This window comes from Enterococcus sp. DIV0183, assembly GCF_050541505.1.
GTDB lineage: Bacteria > Bacillota > Bacilli > Lactobacillales > Enterococcaceae > Enterococcus > Enterococcus faecalis.
The window spans coordinates 1060059-1082870 of sequence record NZ_CP172932.1; the positions used below are offsets into that span (position 1 = coordinate 1060059).

Sequence of the window (22812 nt, forward strand, 5' to 3'; positions counted from 1 at the left end):
TAATATGAATAAGTTATTTGCATATGAAGGTTGGTATTATCGGATTTTTTCTTTTATTGCCAACTTGATCATTATTAATTTTCTCTTTTTAATTACCTGTATAACAGGCATCTTTAGCGGTGTCGGCTTAATTGCGTTGTATCGAACGATCTATCGTTTGTATCGTGAAAAAGATATTCCTGTTTTGCGAACGTTTTGGACAGCATTAAAAAATAACATCATGCGAGGTTTTATTTTAACAGGTGTCTTGTTCGTTGCTTTTTTACTGGGCGGTATTGTCGTAACAAGTTTATTTAAAATAGCCACTAGTTTAGGTTTCTTAGCTATTTTTCTATTAAGTTTTGTTGCATTATTTTTGACGAGTTTTCTTTTTCTCTTTTCCGTTTTTAATTGGTCCGTTAAAAAGACACTAGGTGAGACGGTTTATGTGGTCTTAAGTAATAGTGCAAATGCGATTATTTTGTTTATTTTACCTCTTTTAACGTTTGTTTTTTTCTATAAGCTTAATTTGTTTTTATATATTGCGTTAGGATTCGGGACAACGGCTTTTCTTCAAGTTGCGTTTTTTCAGAAAGTGTTAGGTGTGGAACATGAATGAGTATTTTGAGTTTTGGGAAAAGACAAAGGAAGAACTTCAAAAAATACCGCTAGATATCCATCGGCGGGTCATTGACTATCCATTGGAAAATGTTCAAGTGGAACAGGTCGACTTTTTAAGTTTCCTAGGTGAGCGCATCTTTGGCTATTTGTTACTTCCTAAAACGGCGGGGAAACAGCCAATAGTGATTGACTGTTTAGGCTATATGAATCATATTCAAGAACCTTGGCAATTTGCTCATTGGACACAAATTGGTTGTGCTTGTTTTGTCATTGATAATCGAGGTCAAGGGGGATTAACCAAAGATCGCGTGCCATATCAAACAATTTGGCATGAAGCACCAATGGGACGAGGATTTCTAGACAAAGAAGATTGGTACCAACGCCGTTTGTTTGCCGACCATTTACGTAGCGTAGAAGTGGCGCGGACCTTTACTGAAATTAATCAGGACCAAATCATTCTTCGTGGTGGTTCCCAAGGGGGTGGCGTAGTGTTAATGGTGAACAGTTTAGTCGACTTCCCGATTTTAGCTACTTTTGCAGATGTTCCAAGTCATTCTTGTTTAGAAAATCGAGTAGCAGAAGGAACGGGTTCGTATCAAATTATTCATCAGTACTTACAAGAGCATCCTCAAGCGCATGAAAAAATTGCCGCGGTTCTTCCTTATTTTGATAGTCGCCACTTTGTTTCGCAAATTAAAAATCCAGTCTTTGCTTCTGTTGGGAGTCACGATCCGATATGTCCAATGAAAGATTTTTTCCCTTCTTATCATCAGATAAAGGCAAGAAAAGCAGTCAGAGTGTATTGGAAAAAAGGCCATGGTGGCGGTGAAACAACTCAGATCCGTCGTGAAATGCGTCAAATTCAACAACTATTGCAGGAGGTTAAAAATGAAAATAGCTACGTATAATGTCCGGGTAGATACAGAGTATGACCAAGATTGGCAATGGTCTTTTCGTAAAGAGGCTGTTTGTCAGTTAATCAATTTTCATGATTGGAGCCTTTGTTGTATTCAAGAAGTACGACCGAATCAAGTCAGGGATTTAAAGGCGTATACAACATTCACCTGTCTTTCTGCGGAAAGAGAAGGGGATGGTCAAGGAGAAGGACTAGCGATTCTCTATAACGAACAAAAAGTTCAGGCTATTGATACAGGGTATTTTTGGTTATCTGAAACACCTCAGCAGCCAAGTATCCATCCTGAAGCTGGCTGTCCAAGAATTGCTTTGTGGGGACTATTTAAGGAAACGACTCAAAATACGCCTTTTTTAGTCATCAATGTTCATTTGGATCATATTTCAGCTCATGCTCGTTTAGCAGGAATGACCGTTATCTTAGAGGAGTTACATGACAAAATTGCACAGTATCCAACTTTATTAATGGGCGATTTTAATGCAGAGTCGGGGGAAGAGGTTCATCAACTTGTTCAAAAAAAATTTCAAGATAGCAAAAATTTAGCTACTCATTATGGCCCAAGAGGAACATTTCAAAATTTTACTTACACAAAACCTTGGGCGGAATTAGAAGAAATTGATTATATTTATGTAAAAGGTTGGCAAGTACAGCAAACCGCAAGTTTAACAGATAGTATCGATGGACGTTTTCCCTCCGACCATTTTCCTTTAGAAGCAGAAGTATGTATTGAAGAAAGGTGAGAGTATGAAAGAAAATCAACTGATTCAATTAGTCGAAGAAATGACAATTGATGAGAAAATTAATCAATTATTACAATTAGCAGCAGCGTTTTATTCAGATAAAGCAGAAGAAAAGACCGGCCCTATGTCAGAGCTAGGACTAAGTCAAGAAACGATTGATACGGCGGGGACAACACTGGGTGTTTCCGGTGCAAACGAAGCAAAACGTGTTCAAAAAGAATATATGCAAAATCATCGATTAAATATTCCAACACTTTTAATGGCGGATATTATTCATGGTTTCAGAACCATCTTTCCGATTCCTTTGGCTTTAGGAAGCACTTGGGATGAAGCAGCGGTTGAAAAAATGGCGGAGATTTCAGCAAAAGAAGCTGCTGTTTCAGGATTACATGTAACCTTTTCACCAATGGTTGATTTAGTGCGCGATCCACGTTGGGGACGTGTCATGGAGTCAACAGGTGAAGATCCATTACTCAACAGCCGCTTAGCTGCTGCAATGGTTAGAGGTTACCAAGGAGAAAATTTAAAAGAAGACAATTGGCGAGTAGCCGCGTGCGTGAAGCACTTTGCGGCATATGGTGGTGCCTTAGCTGGTCGGGATTATAATACGGTAGATATGTCTGAACGGCAGCTAAGAGAAATGTATTTACCTGGCTATAAAGCTGGATTAGATGCGGGTGCAAAACTTGTCATGACGTCCTTCAATACAGTGGATGGGATTCCTGCTACAGGCAACCAATGGCTGTTTAGAGACGTATTACGAAATGAATTTGGATTTGAAGGGGTTGTGATTTCAGACTGGGGAGCGATTAAAGAATTAATTCCTCATGGCGTTGCCAAAGATGAAAAACAAGCGGCAGAATTGGCTATCAAAGCTGGTGTAGATATTGAAATGATGACCACGTGTTATCCAGATTATTTAAAAGAATTACTTGAAGAAGGCCGGATTGCTGAAACACTTATTGATGAAGCAGTTATGCGAATTTTAAAACTAAAAAATGAGCTAGGCTTATTTGAAAATCCCTATCGTGGTGCGGATGAACAAGCGGAAGCAGAAGTGATTTTAAGCAAAGAACATCGAGAAATAGCTAAAAAGATTGCTCAAAAATCAATGGTTCTTTTAAAAAATGAAAATATTTTGCCTTTTACACCGCAAGAAAAAATCGCGCTTGTCGGCCCAGGGGCCCAATCACAAGATATTTTAGGGGCTTGGTCATGGCAAGGAAAGAAAGAAGAAGCCATTTCCCTCGTGGCTGGGGCCCAAAAATTAACCACAAATCTTCTAGTTGCCCAAGAACCCTTTGATTACTTTGAACCGACCGCGGCGGCCATTGAAGAGGCTTTAACGTTAGCTAGTCAAGCAGATAAAGTAGTAGTGGCACTAGGCGAAACAGATTGGATGAGTGGGGAAGCTGCCAGTCGCAGTGATATTCGTCTACCCGAAAAACAATTAGCGGTAGTTGCACAAATTATTGAGAAAAATCCCAATGTTGTTGTCACGGTCTACAGTGGCCGGCCCTTAGATTTGCAAGGGATAGATGTTGCAAAAGGAATTGTGCAAGCTTGGCAACCTGGAACAGAAGGGGGCAATGCGCTAGCAGAAATTTTGTGGGGACAGTACAATCCAAGTGGTCGTTTAAGTATGTCGTTTCCAGAAACGGTTGGTCAAGTGCCAATTTTTTACAATGTCGACAATACTGGGCGTCCTTATGAGTCAGCACCAGAAGAAAAATATGTTTCTAAATATTTAGATGTCTCTAATTACGCTAAATATCCCTTTGGATTTGGCTTAAGTTATAGTCATTTCTCTTATCAACCAATTCAACTAAGTGCATTAACATTTACCAAAGAACAACCAGTCACGGTCTCTGTTTTAGTAAGAAATAACAGTCCAATCGCTGGAGAGGAAACCGTGCAATTTTATGTACGTGATTTGGTGGGACAAGTGGTTCGCCCAATTAAAGAGTTAAAAGATTTCCAAAAAGTTTGGCTGGAACCAAAGGAAGAAAAAGAAGTTCAGTTTCTTCTTTCAGAGGATATGGTGCGCTATGTTCATTCAGACAATCAGGTAACCAGTGATGCAGGTGAATTTATCGTAATGATTGGTGGAAATAGTCGCGATGTACAAACCGCAACAGTCACGTTAAATGAATAAGATGGGAAGGATAAGTTATGCAGATAAAGAAGCTTAAGCAAGCAGACACAGTTGCTACATTTCTAGAGACAGGTGATTTAAAAGAATTGAATAGCTGTGGCATGATGATTAATCAATTAGAAGGTAATCCTTTAGACGGCAGTATGAACCAACTCTATTTGCGGATAATTACAGGGGACACAATTAATTATCGACCAATGATTGGTTCCAACAGTCAAAGTGATTTTTATCTTTCAGATAATCAATTGACATGGCGGGGTGAATTTGAAGCGGTTCGTTACCAAGTTGACTTTCGTTTGGGGCCAAGCAATCAATGGTTCTGGCGGGTTAATGTCACTGGAACTGGCTTAGTAGATATTGTTTATGGTCAAGATATTGGCTTAGCGACAAAAGGAGCCGTTCAGTCAAATGAAGCGTATGTGTCGCAGTATCTTGATCATCACATTTGGCAAGAGGGCGAAGAGCTTGTTGTTTTATCAAGACAAAATCAACCGCAAAATGAGAAGTTTCCAGCCCTTATTCAAGGGAGTTTTCAAAAATTAGTAGGCTACTCAACGGACGGCTATCAATTTTTCGGACGTTCATTTAAACAAACAAACACACCAGAAGCATTGGGGAAAAGATATTTAGCAAATGAAGTCTATCAATATGAATTTGCTTACACCGCTTTACAAACGGAAGCCGTCCAATTAACGAATGAAAGTAAGGAATTTGTTTTTTTTGGTGCGGTAACAGAAACACATCCGCAAGCATTAGCTGAACCTTTTTTATCGAAAGAAGCCTTACAAGCTATTTATGAAACTGTGACATTCGATTCATTAGAAGGAACACAGGACTATCCTCCGAAACTTTTAGGAGAACCTATCACAGGAAATCCATTAACAGAAGAAGAATTGGCTGCACTTTATCCCCTTCAGACACAAATTGAAAAAGTAGGAGGTCAGACGTATTCCTTTTTCACGGAAAATTACCATCATGTTGTTCTTCAAGAAAAAGAAATTGCCATGGAAAGAGCGCATGGCCACATTTTATTAAGTGGTAAAGGCTTAACGGTTGATGAACCTTTGCTTAGTACGACAGTGTATATGTATGGCATTTTCAATTCACAAGTAGTTTTAGGAAATACGACCATGAACAAATTAATGAGTAATAGCCGAAACGCTTTAAACGTTATGAAACGCTCTGGTCAACGAATCTACATTTTAGAGAATGGCTTATGGCGCTTACTAACAATGCCTTCTGCTTTTGAAATGGGGTTGAACTCTGCTACTTGGTATTATAAGTTGCCAAAGGATACAATTCGTGTACGCACTTTCACTTCGCCTGATTCAAGAGTGATTCAATTGGAAGTGACCAGTCAAAAGGATGTATATATGTGGGCTGTTTCTAACCATTTGTTATTAGGACCGGAAGAAGTACCAACCTATCAATTAGAACAAGCTGGCAAAACGCTTCGAGTGACGGGAAATCATTCTGCTACAGAAAATTATTACCCAGAACTAACCTATGCATTGACAGTTGATAAATCATTTCAAGTAACCGATAGCACATTATTTGGTGGAGCTGAAGCGGACTTATTAGTCTTGGCAATCGAAAAGACCCAAAAATTTTCACTACTTATTACGGGCAGTATAGAGGACCAAGCATTAGTTAATACACCATTAGATTTTGAAAAAGCAGAAAGTCAATATTTGGCATTCATTAATGGCTTGTTGCATCATTTTGAGTTAACACACACAGACTCAAGTGTGCAGCAAATGAATCAATTAACTCGTTGGTATACTCATAATATGCTCGTTCATTATTTGTCGCCACATGGCTTAGAACAATATGTTGGAGCAGCTTGGGGCACACGAGATGTGTCGCAAGGACCGACAGAATTTTTCTTTGCGACGCAACAGCCTAAGATCGTGGCCTCCATTATTCAGCATCTATTTGAAAATCAATTTGAGGACGATGGCAACTGGCCGCAATGGTTTATGTTTGACCGATACGAAGAACAAAAAGCCAGTGAAAGCCATGGCGATATTATCGTCTGGCCATTGAAAGTAGTGACTGATTATTTGGAACAAACTGCAGATTATTCAATCTTAGCTACGGAAATCCCTTATACAAGTCGCAAAGATAATCACAAAACAAAAGAAACAGCATCTTTATTTGAACATTTGAAAAAAGAAATAAATTATATTGAACAACATTTTTTACCAGAAACTTTTCTATCCTGTTACGGTGACGGCGATTGGGATGACACGTTACAACCTTATGATAATCGTCTTAAAGAGCAAATGGCTAGTAGTTGGACCGTTGCCTTAACGTATCAAGTGTTGAAAAAATTTGCGGCTTTAATTACGGAAATCGATGCTACTTATAGTCAGCACTTAACAATTTTAGTCGCAGGAATAAAGAACGATTTTCAAAAATATATGTTGGCGGATGAAACGATTCCAGGGTTTATTTATATGGAAACGCCAGAAACTTTTGAACAAATGATTCACCCAAATGACCAAAAAACAGGAATTCAATATCGATTATTGCCAATGACTCGTAGTATGTTAGCTGAATTATTAACACCGGAACAAGTAAGTCATCATTTAGAAATTATTGAAAAAGAATTAACGTTTCCTGATGGCGTGCGCTTAATGAACAAACCAGCGAACTATCGAGGCGGTGTGAGCACTAATTTTAAACGAGCAGAACAGGCGGCTAATTTTGGTCGCGAAATTGGCTTACAGTATGTTCATGCGCACATTCGCTATACAGAAGCGATGGCGAAAATTGGTCAGCGAGACAAAACCTGGCAAGCATTAATGCAAATCAATCCAGTTCAATTAAAAGAAGTGGTACACAATGCAGAGTTACGCCAAGCCAATGCCTATTTTAGTAGTTCCGATGGCGATTTTAAAACAAGGTATGAATCACAAGAAAATTTTGGTAAACTAAAAGATGGAAGTATTGGGGTAAAAGGTGGTTGGCGAATTTATTCAAGCGGGCCGGGAATTTATTTAAATCAATTAATTACAGCTGTTTTAGGGATTCGGCAAAAGGCCCAAAGTGTGGTTTTTGATCCCATGTTACCAGAAAAATTGTCTGGTTTAACACTAACTTACCAATTGTTTGATAAACCTGTCACATATAAATTTTATCCAAATCAGTCAGCGAAAATAGTTATCGATGGTCAAGAAGTTCCGTTTAAGTTTGAAGAAAACCCTTATCGAGAAGGGGGAATAGAAGTTCAAAAAGACGAGGTGCTTTCATTATTAAATGAAGCAAGTGTTATTGAAATTTACCATTAGAAAGGAGAGTAGTCCATGGTAGGAATTAAAGATATTGCAAAAAAAGCAGGCGTATCAATCTCGACCGTTTCTTACGCATTGAATGGTAGTTCAAAGGTAACTGAAGAAACACGAACGCGCATCCAAGCAATTGCTGAAGAGCTAAACTATGTTCCTAACATGGCCGCTCGCACATTAAAACGTCGTCAAACCAATATTATTGGTGTCTATTTGGCCGATTATGGCGGTAGTTTTTATGGTGAATTGTTGGAGGGGATTAAGAAAGGCTTAGCACTGTTTGATTATGAGATGATTGTCTGCAGCGGTAAAAAGTCACATCTTTTCATTCCTGAAAAAATGGTGGATGGGGCAATTATTTTAGATTGGACATTTCCAACAAAAGAAATTGAAAAGTTTGCTGAACGAGGCCATTCGATCGTTGTCCTTGATCGAACCACTGAACATAGGAATATTCGGCAAGTTCTCTTGGATAATCGTGGCGGTGCCACGCAGGCAATTGAGCAATTTGTCAATGTGGGTTCAAAAAAAGTTCTTCTGCTTTCTGGACCAGAAAAAGGTTATGATAGCCAAGAACGATTGGCTGTTAGTACACGAGAATTAACTCGTTTTGGGATACCTTATGAAATTATCCAAGGCGATTTTACCGAACCTTCTGGCTATGCGGCTGCTAAAAAAATTTTGAGTCAACCACAGACAGAACCATTCGATGTTTTTGCTTTTAATGATGAAATGGCGATTGGTGTCTATAAATATGTTGCAGAAACAAATTACCAAATGGGGAAAGACATTCGGATTATTGGTTTTGATAATTCTGAACTAGGTGCGTTTGTGCAACCGCGATTAGCAACAATTGCCTATTCTAAACATCGATGGGGCATGGTGGCTGCAGAGAAAATTATTCATTTAATGCGGGGAGAAGCTGCTGAGAGCGAACACATTTACACACGTTTTATAGAAGGAGAATCTTTTCCGTCTGAATAATAAATAAAAAGTTTGGTCCAATGCTAGCTAAGCTAGCGGACCAAACTTTTTTCTGTAATGGTAATTTCTTCTGATGCAATGGGTTCATCCAGACTGAGAAGGCGATCTCTAAATTTAAAATGGACCGGCTTGTTCTCATTAATAAATTCATACGGGTAAGCGCCTTGGATTGTTTCACCAGGATTGATTTCATCTGCTAAACGATCTAATTTGTCTTGGAAAGGTGAATCTGTTAAGACTGCATATTGTAAATTTTGGGCTTTTCCGTGGACAGTTTGGCTAACTTCCATAAAACTTTGAATCATTAGCTGAATATTTTGTGTTTTTTCGGTTGTATTGGTTAATTCAAACAGGACATAAAACATTGGTTTGCCTTGATAATCTTTTCCTTTATGCAAGGCAGTTAAGGCTAAACGCCCATCTGGAACCAACAATGTTCGATTTTCATACGTCCCAATACTTGTCGCCAACACTTCATCAGGTGCGGGCGCACTTTGACTTGCTGGGCTGCCACTTACAGTTGAACAAGCACTTAATAAGGTACTTAGAACGAGTAAGCTCATTAAAATGTAGGGTTTCCTCATATAAAGTCCTCACTTTGGTTGATTGACTATGTAAAAAACAAATTGCTTGTATCTATATAAAAAAGAGTGCTACAAGCAATATTTTAATCGTAGTTCTAGTAAATAGCAATACTTTTATCAAAATTCATGTTTGGAAATATAATTTGAAAAATATTTTTAACTAGCAGAAAAACATTTCTAACAAAAAGTATTGGCTCAAAGTAAAGAGATCGTTTTGTTAGAAATGAGAAATGGCAACATAAAAGTTTTCTATTTTTCTGCAATTAAGACAGTTTCAAAAGTGAATTCACTAGGAATATGATTCGCAATTGAGTATTCAAAAATATGCCCATTGCCTAGGTAAGCAATTTGTTCTGCACGCATCAGGAAATCATTATCGGTTAAGTTTAAATATTTTTTTTCCAACGCAGAAGGACGAATCCCAGAAATGCTGACCCGCGCACTTTGAATTTTTTGATGCAATTGTTCCGAAATATATTGATAAATGGAGACTTTCAATTCTTTCATTGTCAAGTTCGGAATTAGGGCAACGGGCATCCAAGTATATTCAATAATTGAGGGCACATCTTCGATAATCCGTAAACGAATAATTTTGTAGACTAACTCTTCTTCTGTAATACTTAATTTTTCAGTCACCCAAGGCTCAGGTACTTCTGTTGCAAAGCCTAAAACCACGGATTCAACTTTTCCATCGTAGGTTGAGTAAGTGCCGGTTAACGGAGAAAATTTAGTAATGGTTCGATTTTGAAAGTCTTGAACAAAGCTGCCCGAGCCACGTCGTCTGACAACATAACCTTCTTGCACAAGCAAATGTAAGGCTTTTGTAATGGTTAGTTCGCTGACCTGATATTTTTCTGCAAGAAGACGACCTTGGGGTAACTTTTGATTAATTGGATAAACACCTGCTTCAATATCCTGTTTTATAGCTGCATAAATTTCTTTATAACGTGTATTTGTCCGCATCAGAGTCCTCCTTTATCACCAGTATTTCTCTCATTATACCATGAATTTAACATGTTAAAACTATATATTTATTTTTAACGTAACCACTTAATAATCAAGTACTTAAATAAAAGTAGTTGACTTATCCTTTTTAAAACTATATAGTTTTAAAGGTAAACAGAAGAACTTATTGATCTGATTGGTACTTTTTGTGAAAACCTTTTACAATAAAAGGGCAGCACAGAAAAGAGGGAGGAATGACAATGGAACATCACCAACTAAAAGCATTTCCGCAAGATTTTTTATGGGGCTCTGCTTCGGCAGCTTATCAAGTAGAAGGTGCTTGGAATGAAGACGGCAAAGGCGCATCTGTTTGGGATGAATTTGTTCGGCTACCAGGAAAAACGTTCAAAGAGACAACTGGTGATTTAGCCGTCGATCATTATCATCGTTTCAAAGAAGATGTGGCTTTAATGAAACAACAAGGTTTAAAAGCATATCGTTTCTCGATTGCATGGACACGAATTTTACCTGAAGGGCGTGGTCAAGTAAATCAAGCGGGACTGAAATTTTATTCAGATTTAATTGATGAGTTATTAGCGGCAGGAATTGAACCAATGGTAACTTTATATCATTGGGATTTGCCAGCTGTTTTGCAAAAAGAATATGGTGGCTGGGAATCAAGAAAAATTATTGATGATTTTGTGGCCTATGCGAAGATTTTATTTGACGCTTTCCGTGGCAAAGTTCGCTATTGGATTAGTTTAAATGAACAAAATGTGTTTACTTCGTTAGGTTATCAATTAGCCGTGCACCCTCCCGGCGTAACAGATAATAAACGGATGTATGAGGCCAATCATATTGCTAATTTAGCCAATGCAGCAGTGATTAATGCGTTTCATGAATTAGAAATGCCTGGCAAAATTGGCCCTAGCTTTGCTTATACGCCTGTTTATGCCGTTGATGCGCATCCTGCCAATGTTTTGGCGGCAGAAAATGCAGAAGATTTGTTGTCGCATTTTTGGTTAGATGTCTATCTTTGGGGAGAATACCCAATTGCCGCATTAAATTACTTACAGGAGCAAGGTGTGGCCCCAACGATAAAAGAGGGCGATTTAGCGTTACTACGTTCAGCCAAACCTGATTTTCTAGGTATTAATTATTATCGGACGGATACGGTTGCTGCTAATCCATTAGATGGTGTTGGAATAGGGAAGATGAATACAACGGGTGAAAAGGGTTCTGAAACGGAATCTGGGGTACCGGGTTTATTTAAAAAAGTAAATAATCCATATGTTGAACGAACGAACTGGGATTGGGCCATTGACCCGCAAGGTTTGAGAATTGCCTTACGACGATTAGCTAGTCGCTATCAAGTGCCTATTTTAATTACTGAAAATGGGTTAGGCGAATATGATACCTTAACAGAAGATAAACAAATTCATGATACGTATCGCATTGATTATTTACGAAGCCATATCCAAGCGATTCAAGAGGCGATTACGGATGGCGTTTCAGTTATTGGTTATTGTACATGGAGTTACACCGATTTACTGTCGTGGCTCAACGGCTATCAAAAGCGTTATGGTTTTGTCTATGTGGATCAAGATGAAACACAAAAAGGTTCCTTAGAAAGAATCCCGAAAGACAGTTATTATTGGTATCAAAAAGTCATTGAAACAAATGGACTTATCTAATTATAAGAAAAGAGTGTGGAAAATATGACAGTAAAAATGGGGTTTATTGGATTTGGTAAAAGTGCCAATCGTTACCATTTACCTTACGTAATGATTCGAGAAACACTAGAAGTGAAAACAATTTTCGATTTACATGTTAATGAAAAAGCAGCAGCGCCCTTTAAAGAAAAAGGGGTAAATTTTACCACTGACCTTAATGAATTATTGACGGATCCAGAAATTGAATTGATCACAATCTGTACGCCTGCGCATACACATTATGATTTAGCCAAACAAGCCATTTTAGCTGGTAAATCAGTGATTGTGGAAAAACCATTTTGTGATACGTTAGAACATGCAGAGGAATTATTTGCTTTAGGGCAAGAAAAAGGGGTAGTAGTGATGCCTTATCAAAATCGACGTTTCGACGGCGATTACCTAGCGATGAAGCAAGTAGTAGAGCAAGGCTTTTTAGGAGAAATCAATGAAGTGGAAACACATATTGATTATTATCGACCAGGAAGTATCACGGAACAAGGACCTAAAGAAAATGGTTCGTTTTACGGACTAGGCATTCATTTAATGGATCGCATGATTGCTCTTTTCGGGCGTCCAGATCAAGTCACTTATGATATTCGTAATAATGAAGTGAGCGAGGCAGTCGATAATTATTTTGACGTTGATTTACATTATGGTTCAAAATTAAAAGTAAAAGTTAAAACGAATCATTCTGTCGCTAGTCCGTATCCACGTTTTATTGTTCATGGCAGCAATGGCTCGTTCATCAAATATGGTGAAGATCAACAAGAAAATGATTTAAAAGCCGGAATCATGCCAGATGCACCAGGCTTTGGAGAAGATTCACCAATGTATTATGGAGAAGTGACCTACCGTAATGGCAATGGCGACTGGATTAAAAAACAAATTAAAACGCCTGTAGGTGATTACGGTCGTTATTATGATGCCGTTTATGAAACGTTGAAAAATGGTGCACCGCAACTAGTAACTAAAGAGCAAGCATTAACTAACATCGAAATTTTAGAAGCAGGTTTTCTTAACCCAAGTCCAAGTGTTTATCGTTTGAAAGAAAACTAAAGCGTGTTTAAATGACTTGAAAAGCGCCTGCCCCACAGTCCAGACAACTGTGGGGCAGGCGCTTTTATTTATAAAGAGTTGTGAATTTTAATATAAGAAACGTATATTGTTAGTAAAAATAAAAAAAGGAAAGACATCTTAGTAGCACTACTTCCCCAAGAATTGCTACTAAAATGTCTTTTGTGATGCTCGCTCAATTGAAGAGCCTTAAATAGGATATCGAATATCCAGTATAAATGCAAGTAAACTACTTTATAGTTAATATTAGTATACTTCATAAAATAATTTTTCAAAGAGAAAAAGGCTTGTTATGAGAAAAAATTAATTTTTAACTCGTTTTTTCTAAGCAAGATTCGGGTGAAAAAGACAATAATTACTGAAGCTGAATGGTAATTAAAGAGGTTCTTTGCTAAAATAGGAAAGACAAGAAAGTTTGGTTAACGAAAGAACCAAATCAGAAAGGAGGACAACCAGTGGAGAGTTGGCTTTTTTTACTACTGATTGCCTTGATTGCGTTTGTTGCAAAAAATCAAAGTTTATTAATTGCGTCAGTTGTTGTGCTTGCTTTAAAAGCTTTACCAAATAGTGCGAAAATCATGTCGTGGTTGTCAGATAAAGGCATTAATTTAGGCGTCACAATTATTTCAATTACCATTTTAGTCCCGATTGCTACAGGACAAATTGGCTTAAAAGATTTAATCCAATCATTCAAAACACCGATGGGATGGCTGGGGATACTTTGTGGAATTCTGGTGGCTGTTTTATCCTCAAAAGGAGTAGGTTTAATTAATCAATCGCCTGAGATTACGGTGGCCTTAGTTTTTGGAACGATTCTTGGCGTCGTTTTTTTAAAAGGAATTGCAGCTGGTCCGATTATTGCATCGGGGATGATGTACGTAATCATTACTACCTTTCAAGCCTTTCAACACTAAAAAAGCAAACAAAACGCGTAAACGTTTTGTTTGCTTTTTTAGTGTTGATAAATGTCCACATTACTATCTAATATGCCACTTTCATTTTTTAAAGTAATGGTTCCCGCATTCGGATGAATCACTAGCTGTAAATGCCCTGTTAAAAACATTTGGTCATACGTCGAAGTATAGACGTGAAAAGAATCATTAGCAATTGTTTCGGTATAAGGTGCTTCCGCTTGATCAACAGGAACGATAATGAAACGATCGCCAATCATACAACAACCTTCTGCGGAAGAATAAGGATTAGAGCCGTCATTTGCTACCAACAAGAAGGTGTTCGTTTCAGTTAAGAAAGGGGCTAAACGTTGTTTTACTTCTTCAGAAATAGTCAGAGACATTTGCCTCACTCCTTTAATATAGTATGTAAAAGGAAGAGGGTAGCTTGTCGCTATGCCGCTCTTCAAAGGTTTTATTATTTGCTTGTTTCTTTACTGCTTTTTTTGAAAAGAGCAATAGAAAAGGCGACAACTAAGACAACTGTTGCAGCTAAAACAAATGGATTTTTTGTTGCTGATGTGAACCCTAGGACTGTTGAACCAATCGCACCTACGTAAGATAAAATAATCGCTGCTTTCTTTGGTGTTGAAAGTTCTGTAAAGCTATCGCGGAAGGCGACACCTAAACCTAAAGCGCCAATAAAGGCAAACATCCCAAAAATAATGTGTAAAAAGACCATGAATTTCACCTCCAACATTCAGTATAGAGAGAAATGGCTAGTTTGTAAACTAATTGAGCTTACTTGTGTTATTTATCACTTGATAAATGTCTTTGCCAATGCAAAAAAACAACGTACGATCAATCGGCAGTACGTTGTTTTTTAGTTTAATATAATTAGGAAGCAGAATCCTTATTTTGCTGGATTTTTTTGATCGATTTTTCTGTTGGCGTCACATATAACGTTCGTTGGTTTTCATAAATCACATAACCTGGTTTTGCTCCATTGGGTTTGTGCACATGTTTTACTTGGACATAGTCGACAGGCACTTGTGAAGAAAGTCGATATTTTGAAAAATAAGCTGCTAGAAGTGCGGCTTCAGTAAGGGTTTCTTCGCTAGGATGTGCGTCACGAATAATTACATGAGATCCAGGAATATCTTTGGCATGGAGCCAATAATCAGTTTTTTTAGCGGTTCGTAAAGTCAATTGATCATTTTGCAAATTGTTTTTTCCAACGAGAATAGGTGTGCTATCTGTGGCATAAAAAAGATCGGGTTGGCTTTTTTTCGGCTGTTTTTGTTTTTTATTTTTTTTACGTTTTAAATAGCCTTGCTCAATCAGTTCTTCACGAATCACTTCAATGTCCATTGGTGTCGCAATTTCAAGTTGTGCCACAACTGACTCTAAATAAGAAATTTCTTGTTGCGTTTGCTGAATTTGTGTCTTAACAACTCGGACAGCATTTTTCAATTTTTGATATTTTTGAAAATATTTTTGTGCATTTTGATTAGGTGAAAGTGCAGGATTTAGCGAGATACGCAACGGTGCATTTTCTTCATAATAATTTGGTAATTCCACCTCGGTGGCTCCTTTTGGGACTTGTGCCATGAAGGTTGTTAATAGTTCTCCGTCGCGACGGTAATTTTCAGCGTTTTCTGTATCGGCTAAGGTTTGCTGTAATTTTTTAAGTTTCTTTTGATTTCTTTTTAGTTCATTTTCAATTTTGCGAATTAGTTCGCCGCCTTGTTGTTTGACACGGTCTTTCTCTGCTTTACCAGAATAAAAGGCATCTAGTAATTCACTGAGTGTCGCATACGTTGTTTGTTCACCAACTAATGATTGATAAGGAATGGGCGTAAAATATTCTTTTTTTTCAGTAACTGTTAATGTCGGTACAACAGCTTCAGTGACTGAGGACCAAAATTCCGTCCAGATGGCTATTTTTTCATTTGGTTGTGCAAGTAAACGGGCACTTAATTCGTCTGCTGTATCTTTGCCTAGACCTTGAAAATGTTGTTGTAAATAACGTCCGTTTAATTCAGGAGCTGTAGAAAGAAGCGCAAAGACTTCTTCTTTTGCGGCCGTGAGCGGATTAAGTCCCATTGGTTTTGGCGGTTCAATATAAGTTGCTCCAGGAAGCAACGAACGATAACTATTTTGGCTCATTCCAATGTGTTTTATCGCATCTAAGATTTTTCCAGAAGATTGGTTAACTAAAACGATTGTACTGTGACGTCCCATTAATTCAACAATCAAAACAATATTTTGTAAGTCACCTAGTTCATCTCTTTTTGAAAAGGTGAAGTGAATCACGCGATCATTTTCTATTTGTTGAATCGTTTCTAAAATGGCACCGTCCAGAAATTTTCGTAACATCATCACAAAATTAGGAGGTGTTTCCGGATTGCTATAGGTAATTGTAGATAGTTGTATGCGCGCATAACTAGGATGTGCTGATAATAGTAATTTATGGTTTTTACCTTTCGCACGAATGACTAAAACGACTTCGTTTTCATAAGGCTGATGGATTTTTGAAATCCGGCCACTTACGAGTGTTTCTGTCAACTCATGAACCATGCTATGAGTAAATACGCCATCAAATGACATAATAAATCCCTCGTTTCTTTCCGACTAATAGCTTTATTATAGCGGAGTTTTTGAATTTAAGAAAGAAGCTTGTTAAAAAGGAGTTGGGTTTTCCTTAGAAAGCTGGGGAAGTTTGCTGGTTTTTTTAGTAATTAAAGCGCAAGGGTAGGCAAGAAAGAAAATGATTAGTATAATAGATAAGAACTAAAAGCGAGGAGCGATTAGAAGTTGAATAATTTTATGGAAGAATTAAAAGAGGCACTTTATGAATTAAGACAAAGAAAACTGTTAATGATTACCGCTATTGTAGCATTAGTATTAATAATTGGCTCAATCATTTTTATTCCAACGATGCAAAAAAATATTCGAGCTGCTCAAGTTGAATCGTTAGTCGCAGGACCCATCAAATCAGAGAAAGTCAGTGTCTTAGATTACAAAACAGCAGACAAGAAAATCCAAGAAACAGGAGCCATGTCAGTCATGTTTGCTAAACCATCTGGCAAGCAATACGATCAAATGGTGAAGCTGTTTAATTCAGATAAAATGAATGAATTTCATCGTTCGCTGTATATCTATCCGTTAATTTATAATGCTGGCAAAGCACAAGAGCAATACAATGTTAGCGGCGATGAGATCACGCTTGTTTTCTTTGAAAACGGCAAAGAAAAGACACGGACGGTTGTCGAAAAATCTATGGATTTAAAAACACAATTAATACCAGAATTAAATCGATTACCGATGGCTGGCGTTTTGAAAGACCAACAAAAGGCATCCCAAGAAGCTGAAAAAGAAGCAGCAAAGACCGCTGAAACACAGACGAAGACCAGCACGACTGGCGTTGCTCAATCTACTGAAACGACGACAGAAAGCACTGATACAGTACCAGAAACTGGTGAATAATAGCTAGCTATGTTAAACTTAGATTGTAGAAAGTTTTAAGGAACTAGAAAGAGGGGATTTTCGATGGCATTAGTAATTTCAATGACGATTTTAGTAAGTTTATGGCTGATTCAATCGCAAAAACAAGCAGTTAAAGTTCCCGTGAAAATTGAAAGAAACCGAAACAATTAAGTGGTAAATATGCTGAAATAAAGAAAAACGAGCCTCTCATAAGAGTGGTTCGTTTTTTAGAAGTAAAAGAAATGCAAGAAAATAAAAACTTTTTCTTGACGAACAAAATCAATATAGTGTAGACTACCTTTAACAACATAACTAGGAGGGAAAATACATGACACAATTATCTAACGTAAAAGAAATGCACCAATCATGGCAAAACTGGCGTAGATAGTTGTATGTATGATTCTTTCATAGATACAACTTTAGAAGACTTATTCTAAAAAGTGTATCTATGCTGGTTATATTCAAGAAGAAAAAACGACCACATAGAGGACCCATCTATGTGGTTTTTGTTTTGCATAAAAACAACGACCACTCCTAAACACTTAGGATAAGTCGTTGTTTTTTTGCTACGAATCACTACGATTGGCACGAAGTGACAGAGTAGATGATGAGTAGCACAAGGTGAACGAAGAGAACGTTGTCCCATTCGTAGAAAAGTGCTCCTGCGATTCTCACCAAAGTTGCGATCCTCGTCGCAGTTAAATCCTGACAAGCACTACGATTGGCACAAAGTGACAGAGTAGATGCAGGCTGCGCATACTCGCCGCAGTTTGGCCTTCAAGAGTGATGAGTAGCACAAGGTGAACGAAGAGAACGTTGTCCCATTCGTAGAAAAAGTACTCCTGCGATTCTCACCAAAATTGCGATCCTCGTCGCAGCTAAATCCTGACATTTGTAAAAAAGTGTTCCTAGGATTTTGACTAAGCAGAGGATTACGAATCTCAGTTTCACTTTCAACGGAAGAAACGCCCTATAGATAATGGTTTTATTATTAAAAAGAAAAAGTTGCCAAACAAAAGGGCAGTTAGGAGAATGCAAAATGAAAAATAAACGTTTAACGTTTGTCGTGTCTTTATTAGCTATTTATTTAATTGGTGCTTTTTTTGTGAATCAAAAAGTGACGAATTCAAAGAAAGAAACCGTTACTGTAGGGGTTTTGCAGTTTGTCAGTCACCCCGCATTGGATGAAATTTATAAAGGTGTTGAGGAAGGATTAAAGGAAAATGGCTATGACAAAGGCAAAAACTTAGAAATTATTTTTCAAAATGGTCAAGCCGACCAGAGTAAGTTAGCAATCATGAGTCAACAATTAGTACAAAAAAAGGCAGACGTTTTAATTGGCATCGCCACGCCAGCTGCGCAAGCGTTAGCCAACACTACCCAAGAAATCCCGATCATTTTAGGCGCCATTACGGACCCTGTTAGTGCAGGATTGGTGAAAGACAATCAAAAGCCAGGCGGTAACATCACGGGTGTTAGTGATCAATCACCTTTGTCAGCCCAGATGGATTTACTAAAAGAATTGATACCAGCTGCCAAAAAAATAGGTATTCTCTATGCTTCCTCAGAAGAAAACTCTCGATACCAAGTAGCTGAAGCGCAGAAAGCAGCTGAAGCCAAAGGATTGACAGTGAAAACATATGCTGTGCCATCAAGTAATGAAATTGCACAAACGGTTCAAGTGATGACTAAGGAAACAGATGTGATTTATATACCAACTGATAATACGATTGCTAATGCCATGCAAACGGTAGTCGGAGAAGCAAATCGAACCAAGACGCCGATTATTCCTTCAGTGGATACAATGGTAGAACAAGGCGGTTTAGCAACTGTTGGGATTAATCAACATGCATTGGGGGTACAAGCCGGCAAAATGGCAGCAGAGGTTCTGTCTGGAAAAAGTCAACCAGCAACTACACCCATTTATACCTTTAATACAGGCGACACAATTATCAATGAAAAACAAGCTCAAAAGTTAGGAATTACGATTCCCGCAGAGTTAGCAAAAAAATCGAAATTGATTAACTAATTATCAAAGAAAGTAGGAGAAGCGATGATTGTTTCAGCAATTGGACAAGGAATGTTATGGGCCTTGTTAGGACTAGGTATTTTTATGACTTATCGTATTTTAAATTTTCCAGATATGACCACAGAAGGTTCATTTCCGTTAGGAGGGGCGGTTTGTGTAACTGCCATTACAACAGGGGTTTCACCATTTGTAGCGACTCTTTTAGGGGTTGGAGCAGGAATGCTTGCCGGTTTAGTGACTGGTTTACTATTTACAAAAGGAAAAATTCCAATTATTTTAGCAGGAATTTTAGTGATGTCTGGTTTAAATTCCGTGATTTTATTTGTGATGAAATCGCCAAATAAGTCTTTACTAAACCAACCGAAGATTCAAGATGTTTTTCAAAAAATGGCCTTACCAGATTATTATGATACTATTTTTTTAGGGATTAGTGTTTTGGCTGTGGTAATGATTTTACTGTTATTTTTCTTTAACACTAGTTTAGGACAAGCCTATATTGCGACAGGTGACAATGAAGAAATGGCTCGCTCGATTGGCATTCAAACGGATCGCATGAAAATTTTAGGGTTGGTTTTATCGAATGGCTTGATTGGCTTATCTGGCGCTTTGATTGCCCAAAATGATGGATATGCGGATGTAAGTAAAGGAACTGGCGTCATTGTGATTGGCTTGGCTTCACTCATTATTGGTGAAGTACTGTTTGGAGAATTAACGTTTGGTGAACGGCTGATGGCGATTGTTGTAGGGAGTATTATTTATCAACTATTGATTTTATTAGTGATTAAATTAGGCTTTGATACAACGTATTTGAAAATCTTCTCAGCAGTGATTTTAGCAATCTGTTTAATGATCCCACAATTGAAAAAAGCATTACGACTACATGGCTTTTCTGATAAGGGGGAAACGAAATGAAACCAGTTGTTGAATTAAAAAATGCGACAAAAATCATTGATAATGGGATGAATGAAAAAAAAGTGATTTTGGATCATGTGAACTTAGCCATTTATCCTGGGGACTTCATTACTGTTTTAGGTGGAAATGGCGCAGGCAAGAGTACGCTATTCAATAGTTTAGCAGGAACTTTGACACTAACAGAAGGACAATTTTTAATTGAAGGAGTCAATCGCACCAATCTTTCTGAAGTCAAACGGGCCAAATCTCTAGCGCGTGTTTTTCAAGATCCTAAAATGGGGACAGCACCAAGAATGACTGTGGCAGAAAATTTATTGCTTGCCATGAAACGCGGACAAAAACGTCCCTTAACATTACGGAAGATAAATGAGCAACGCGCCTTGTTTACAAAAATCTGTCAAGAAGTTGGCAATGGCTTGGAAAATCATCTGGATACACCGACAGGTAACCTTTCTGGCGGTCAACGCCAAGCCTTAAGTTTATTAATGGCCACTATCACAAAACCAGAATTATTACTTTTAGATGAACATACTGCTGCCTTAGATCCCAAAACGTCCAAGCAGTTGATGCACTTAACGGAACAACGGATTGAAGAAGGGAACTTAACTTGTTTGATGATTACCCATCGAATGGAAGATGCTTTACGATATGGCAATCGTTTAATTGTTTTACAAAAAGGTAAAATTGTTCAAGATTTAAACGCTGCTGAAAAAGCACAATTAACGCTACAAGATTTGTTGCTGTTCTTTGAAGAAGTAGAATAAAAAAACAAGCTCAGAAAATGAGCTTGTTTTTTTATTTTTTGACCAATCGGAAGAGTCGCTTGGGGAAAAAACGTTTGACAATTCGTTCCAGTAGCGAGGTCACCATAAAGCCCGCTGCGATAGCTGCAGCAGTAAAGACAACTTTTAAAATCAACTGCAAACCGTCATCAATATTTCCTAACAAAATGCTCCGAACCGCTTGATAGGCAGGGCCTCCTGGCACTAAAGGAACCAAACTCGGAATGTAAAAAATAATCATCGGCATTTTTTTGTAACGGGAAAAAAAGATACTAGCGATTCCTAACCCGACCGTTCCTAAAAAGTTTGCAAAGGTTTGACTAGCATCAAAAGTTTGCGTTAAGACATAATAAATCATCCAGCCTGTCATGCCAGTAATGCCACAAGCCACCAGTGCTTTACGAGGAATGTTCGTAATAATACCAAACGTCACAGTCGCTAAAAAACTAAAGAGAAGATGAAAAATTAGTTCCATTTGAACGCTCCTTACATAAATAATTTAAAAATCAAGGCAATTCCCAGGCCAACAGACCCAGCAATAAAAATAGCTTCTGTCCCTCGCGCCGTCCCGCTGATGAGGTGGCCCGCTAAAATGTCGCGAAAAGAGTTCGTAATCGCCACACCTGGAACTAACGGCATTACCGCACCAATAATAATATTATCGATGTTGACCGCTAAGTGAAAATGCACAGCCAAATAGGCCAACAAACCAATGACAAAAGCGGCTGCGAATGAATCGAGGTAAGGAACTTGGAATAACTTTTGGGTAAAAAGATAACTGGCATACCCAATCACGCCAACAAAAAAAGTTGCAATAAAATCTTGCCAAGTGCCACCAAAAATGTACATTAACGTACAACTAACAATCCCGGCTGCTAACAAGCGTAACGAAATTGAAAAAGTGGGGGTATCTGTTTCTAATAGAGTTAAGCGCTGATAAAGCTCTGGTAAAGTAATCTCTTTTTGCGCAAATTCTCTTGATAACTGATTGACAAGGCTAACTTTTTCCAAATTAATCGAGCGCTGGGGGATGTTTTCTAATTGCGTATAATTACTGGAACGAAAGCCCACGAAAATCCCTGTAGCCGTCGTGTAACAAACGCTCTCTGGCTCGCCAGCATTTGCTGCAATCCGAGTAATTGTATCTTCGGTTCTATATACTTCAGATCCGCTTTCCAGCATAATTTTTCCAGCTAAAATGCATGTATCAATAATTAATTGTTTTCTTTTTTCGCTATTAACCAAAGGAATGGCTCCTTTCATTTCGAGTTCACTTTTAGTGTATCATTTTTTTTAAGAACTGTACGCAATTTAAAACAGAGATAGAAAAAAAGTGTGATTTTTTACAAAAATGAAACGAATCTTAAGAATAAATGAAAACAAATAAGGAATTAGTAAAAATTATGGGTTAGTTGTAAGAATCTAGGATCTTTCCTTGCATTTTAGTAGGAAACATCCTATCCTAAACATAGAAAAACAAAGGGGTCAATAAAAATGGACAACCAATGGTTACTCTACGGAATTAGCAGTGTTGTATTAATTATTTTAATCAGAAGAACAATCCTATCAGGAAACATCGTATTAAGTTGTTTGTTGGGAGCGATTTTGCTGATTCAAGTAGTGGGAGTAGCTCTCTGTGCACAGCAGAAAAAGAAAAATGAACATACAAAAGAACTACCTTCTTCTAAAGTACATCAATAGAAGAAGGTAGTT

21 protein-coding genes are annotated in these 22812 nt (G+C 37.8%); 14 read left to right on the forward strand and 7 right to left on the reverse strand.

The genetic code is table 11. The features are described from left to right. The first annotated feature begins 4 nt into the window (after window positions 1-4). Genes IGK72_RS05345 through IGK72_RS05370 form a run of 6 tightly spaced genes read left to right on the forward strand, consistent with a single transcriptional unit; the run spans window position 5 to window position 8682 of the window. The gene (locus IGK72_RS05345; protein ID WP_002357898.1) at window positions 5-598 is read left to right on the forward strand and encodes a DUF624 domain-containing protein; all 594 of its coding nucleotides are present in this window, start codon (window positions 5-7) and stop codon (window positions 596-598) included. Then, window positions 591-1508: an acetylxylan esterase gene (locus IGK72_RS05350; RefSeq protein ID WP_070415894.1), complete on the forward strand. Its 918-nt coding sequence runs from the start codon at window positions 591-593 to the stop codon at window positions 1506-1508. The genes IGK72_RS05345 and IGK72_RS05350 overlap by 8 nt, the downstream gene beginning before the upstream one ends. Further along, a complete protein-coding gene (locus tag IGK72_RS05355) occupies window positions 1489-2253 on the forward strand; it encodes an endonuclease/exonuclease/phosphatase family protein (RefSeq protein ID WP_002365532.1) in 765 nt (254 codons plus the stop codon). The genes IGK72_RS05350 and IGK72_RS05355 overlap by 20 nt, the downstream gene beginning before the upstream one ends. 4 nt (window positions 2254-2257) lie before the next feature. After that, window positions 2258-4408, forward strand: coding sequence for a glycoside hydrolase family 3 N-terminal domain-containing protein (locus tag IGK72_RS05360; protein ID WP_002391620.1), 2151 nt, complete (start codon window positions 2258-2260; stop codon window positions 4406-4408). A gap of 17 nt (window positions 4409-4425) precedes the next feature. Next, window positions 4426-7701 (forward strand): GH36-type glycosyl hydrolase domain-containing protein, encoded by a 3276-nt coding sequence (locus IGK72_RS05365; RefSeq protein ID WP_070415893.1) that lies wholly within the window; start codon window positions 4426-4428, stop codon window positions 7699-7701. Between the two features lie 15 nt (window positions 7702-7716). Further along, the gene (locus IGK72_RS05370) at window positions 7717-8682 is read left to right on the forward strand and encodes a LacI family DNA-binding transcriptional regulator (protein ID WP_023894718.1); all 966 of its coding nucleotides are present in this window, start codon (window positions 7717-7719) and stop codon (window positions 8680-8682) included. 32 nt (window positions 8683-8714) lie between these two features. Here the strand turns inward: IGK72_RS05370 and IGK72_RS05375 are convergent, their stop codons facing one another. Together IGK72_RS05375 and IGK72_RS05380 are read right to left on the reverse strand one after the other, a co-directional pair. Continuing rightward, on the reverse strand, window positions 8715-9245 hold the full coding sequence (locus IGK72_RS05375) for a DUF5067 domain-containing protein (RefSeq protein WP_002384665.1): 531 nt from the start codon (window positions 9243-9245) through the stop codon (window positions 8715-8717). 270 nt (window positions 9246-9515) lie between these two features. Then, window positions 9516-10229 carry a GntR family transcriptional regulator gene (locus tag IGK72_RS05380; protein WP_002366529.1) on the reverse strand — a complete coding sequence of 238 codons (714 nt, stop codon included), beginning with the start codon at window positions 10227-10229 and terminating at the stop codon, window positions 9516-9518. 242 nt (window positions 10230-10471) lie between these two features. On the opposite strand from IGK72_RS05380, the gene IGK72_RS05385 reads away from it, so the two are divergent. From IGK72_RS05385 to IGK72_RS05395, 3 genes are all read left to right on the forward strand, one after another. Then, window positions 10472-11905 carry a glycoside hydrolase family 1 protein gene (locus IGK72_RS05385; protein WP_002366531.1) on the forward strand — a complete coding sequence of 478 codons (1434 nt, stop codon included), beginning with the start codon at window positions 10472-10474 and terminating at the stop codon, window positions 11903-11905. A gap of 24 nt (window positions 11906-11929) precedes the next feature. Then, complete coding sequence (locus IGK72_RS05390) at window positions 11930-12979, forward strand: oxidoreductase (protein WP_010712336.1); 1050 nt, start codon at window positions 11930-11932, stop codon at window positions 12977-12979. A 473-nt stretch (window positions 12980-13452) separates the two neighbouring features. After that, on the forward strand, window positions 13453-13911 hold the full coding sequence (locus IGK72_RS05395) for a DUF441 domain-containing protein (protein WP_002357887.1): 459 nt from the start codon (window positions 13453-13455) through the stop codon (window positions 13909-13911). A gap of 38 nt (window positions 13912-13949) precedes the next feature. On the opposite strand, the gene IGK72_RS05400 is transcribed toward IGK72_RS05395, so the two are convergent. The 3 genes from IGK72_RS05400 to efbA form a co-directional block, all read right to left on the reverse strand. Further along, window positions 13950-14291, reverse strand: a complete 342-nt coding sequence (locus tag IGK72_RS05400; protein WP_002391631.1) for an iron-sulfur cluster biosynthesis family protein — start codon at window positions 14289-14291, stop codon at window positions 13950-13952. A 74-nt stretch (window positions 14292-14365) separates the two neighbouring features. Next, entirely contained in the window at window positions 14366-14629 is a 264-nt protein-coding gene (locus IGK72_RS05405; RefSeq protein ID WP_002381957.1) for a hypothetical protein, read from the reverse strand. A gap of 155 nt (window positions 14630-14784) precedes the next feature. Beyond that, window positions 14785-16497 (reverse strand): fibronectin-binding protein EfbA, encoded by a 1713-nt coding sequence (gene efbA / locus IGK72_RS05410; protein WP_430608911.1) that lies wholly within the window; start codon window positions 16495-16497, stop codon window positions 14785-14787. A 219-nt stretch (window positions 16498-16716) separates the two neighbouring features. On the opposite strand from efbA, the gene IGK72_RS05415 reads away from it, so the two are divergent. The 4 genes from IGK72_RS05415 (at window position 16717) to IGK72_RS05430 (ending at window position 21081) form a co-directional block, all read left to right on the forward strand. Then, a complete protein-coding gene (locus IGK72_RS05415; protein ID WP_031324335.1) occupies window positions 16717-17376 on the forward strand; it encodes a hypothetical protein in 660 nt (219 codons plus the stop codon). Window positions 17377-18415: 1039 nt separating this feature from the next. Continuing rightward, complete coding sequence (gene trpX, locus IGK72_RS05420) at window positions 18416-19405, forward strand: tryptophan ABC transporter substrate-binding protein (protein ID WP_002391629.1); 990 nt, start codon at window positions 18416-18418, stop codon at window positions 19403-19405. A gap of 24 nt (window positions 19406-19429) precedes the next feature. After that, window positions 19430-20317, forward strand: a complete 888-nt coding sequence (locus tag IGK72_RS05425) for an ABC transporter permease (RefSeq protein WP_002357879.1) — start codon at window positions 19430-19432, stop codon at window positions 20315-20317. Further along, a complete protein-coding gene (locus IGK72_RS05430; RefSeq protein WP_002357878.1) occupies window positions 20314-21081 on the forward strand; it encodes an ABC transporter ATP-binding protein in 768 nt (255 codons plus the stop codon). Before IGK72_RS05425 ends, IGK72_RS05430 begins: the two co-directional genes overlap by 4 nt. A 31-nt stretch (window positions 21082-21112) precedes the next feature. On the opposite strand, the gene IGK72_RS05435 is transcribed toward IGK72_RS05430, so the two are convergent. Beyond that, a complete protein-coding gene (locus IGK72_RS05435; protein ID WP_002357877.1) occupies window positions 21113-21574 on the reverse strand; it encodes a threonine/serine exporter family protein in 462 nt (153 codons plus the stop codon). An 11-nt stretch (window positions 21575-21585) separates the two neighbouring features. Further along, window positions 21586-22362: a threonine/serine exporter family protein gene (locus tag IGK72_RS05440; protein ID WP_002378231.1), complete on the reverse strand. Its 777-nt coding sequence runs from the start codon at window positions 22360-22362 to the stop codon at window positions 21586-21588. A 231-nt stretch (window positions 22363-22593) separates the two neighbouring features. Here IGK72_RS05440 and IGK72_RS05445 point away from each other — a divergent pair, with 231 nt between their 5' ends. Then, window positions 22594-22800 carry a hypothetical protein gene (locus tag IGK72_RS05445; protein WP_002357875.1) on the forward strand — a complete coding sequence of 69 codons (207 nt, stop codon included), beginning with the start codon at window positions 22594-22596 and terminating at the stop codon, window positions 22798-22800. The last annotated feature ends 12 nt before the right edge of the window (window positions 22801-22812 follow it).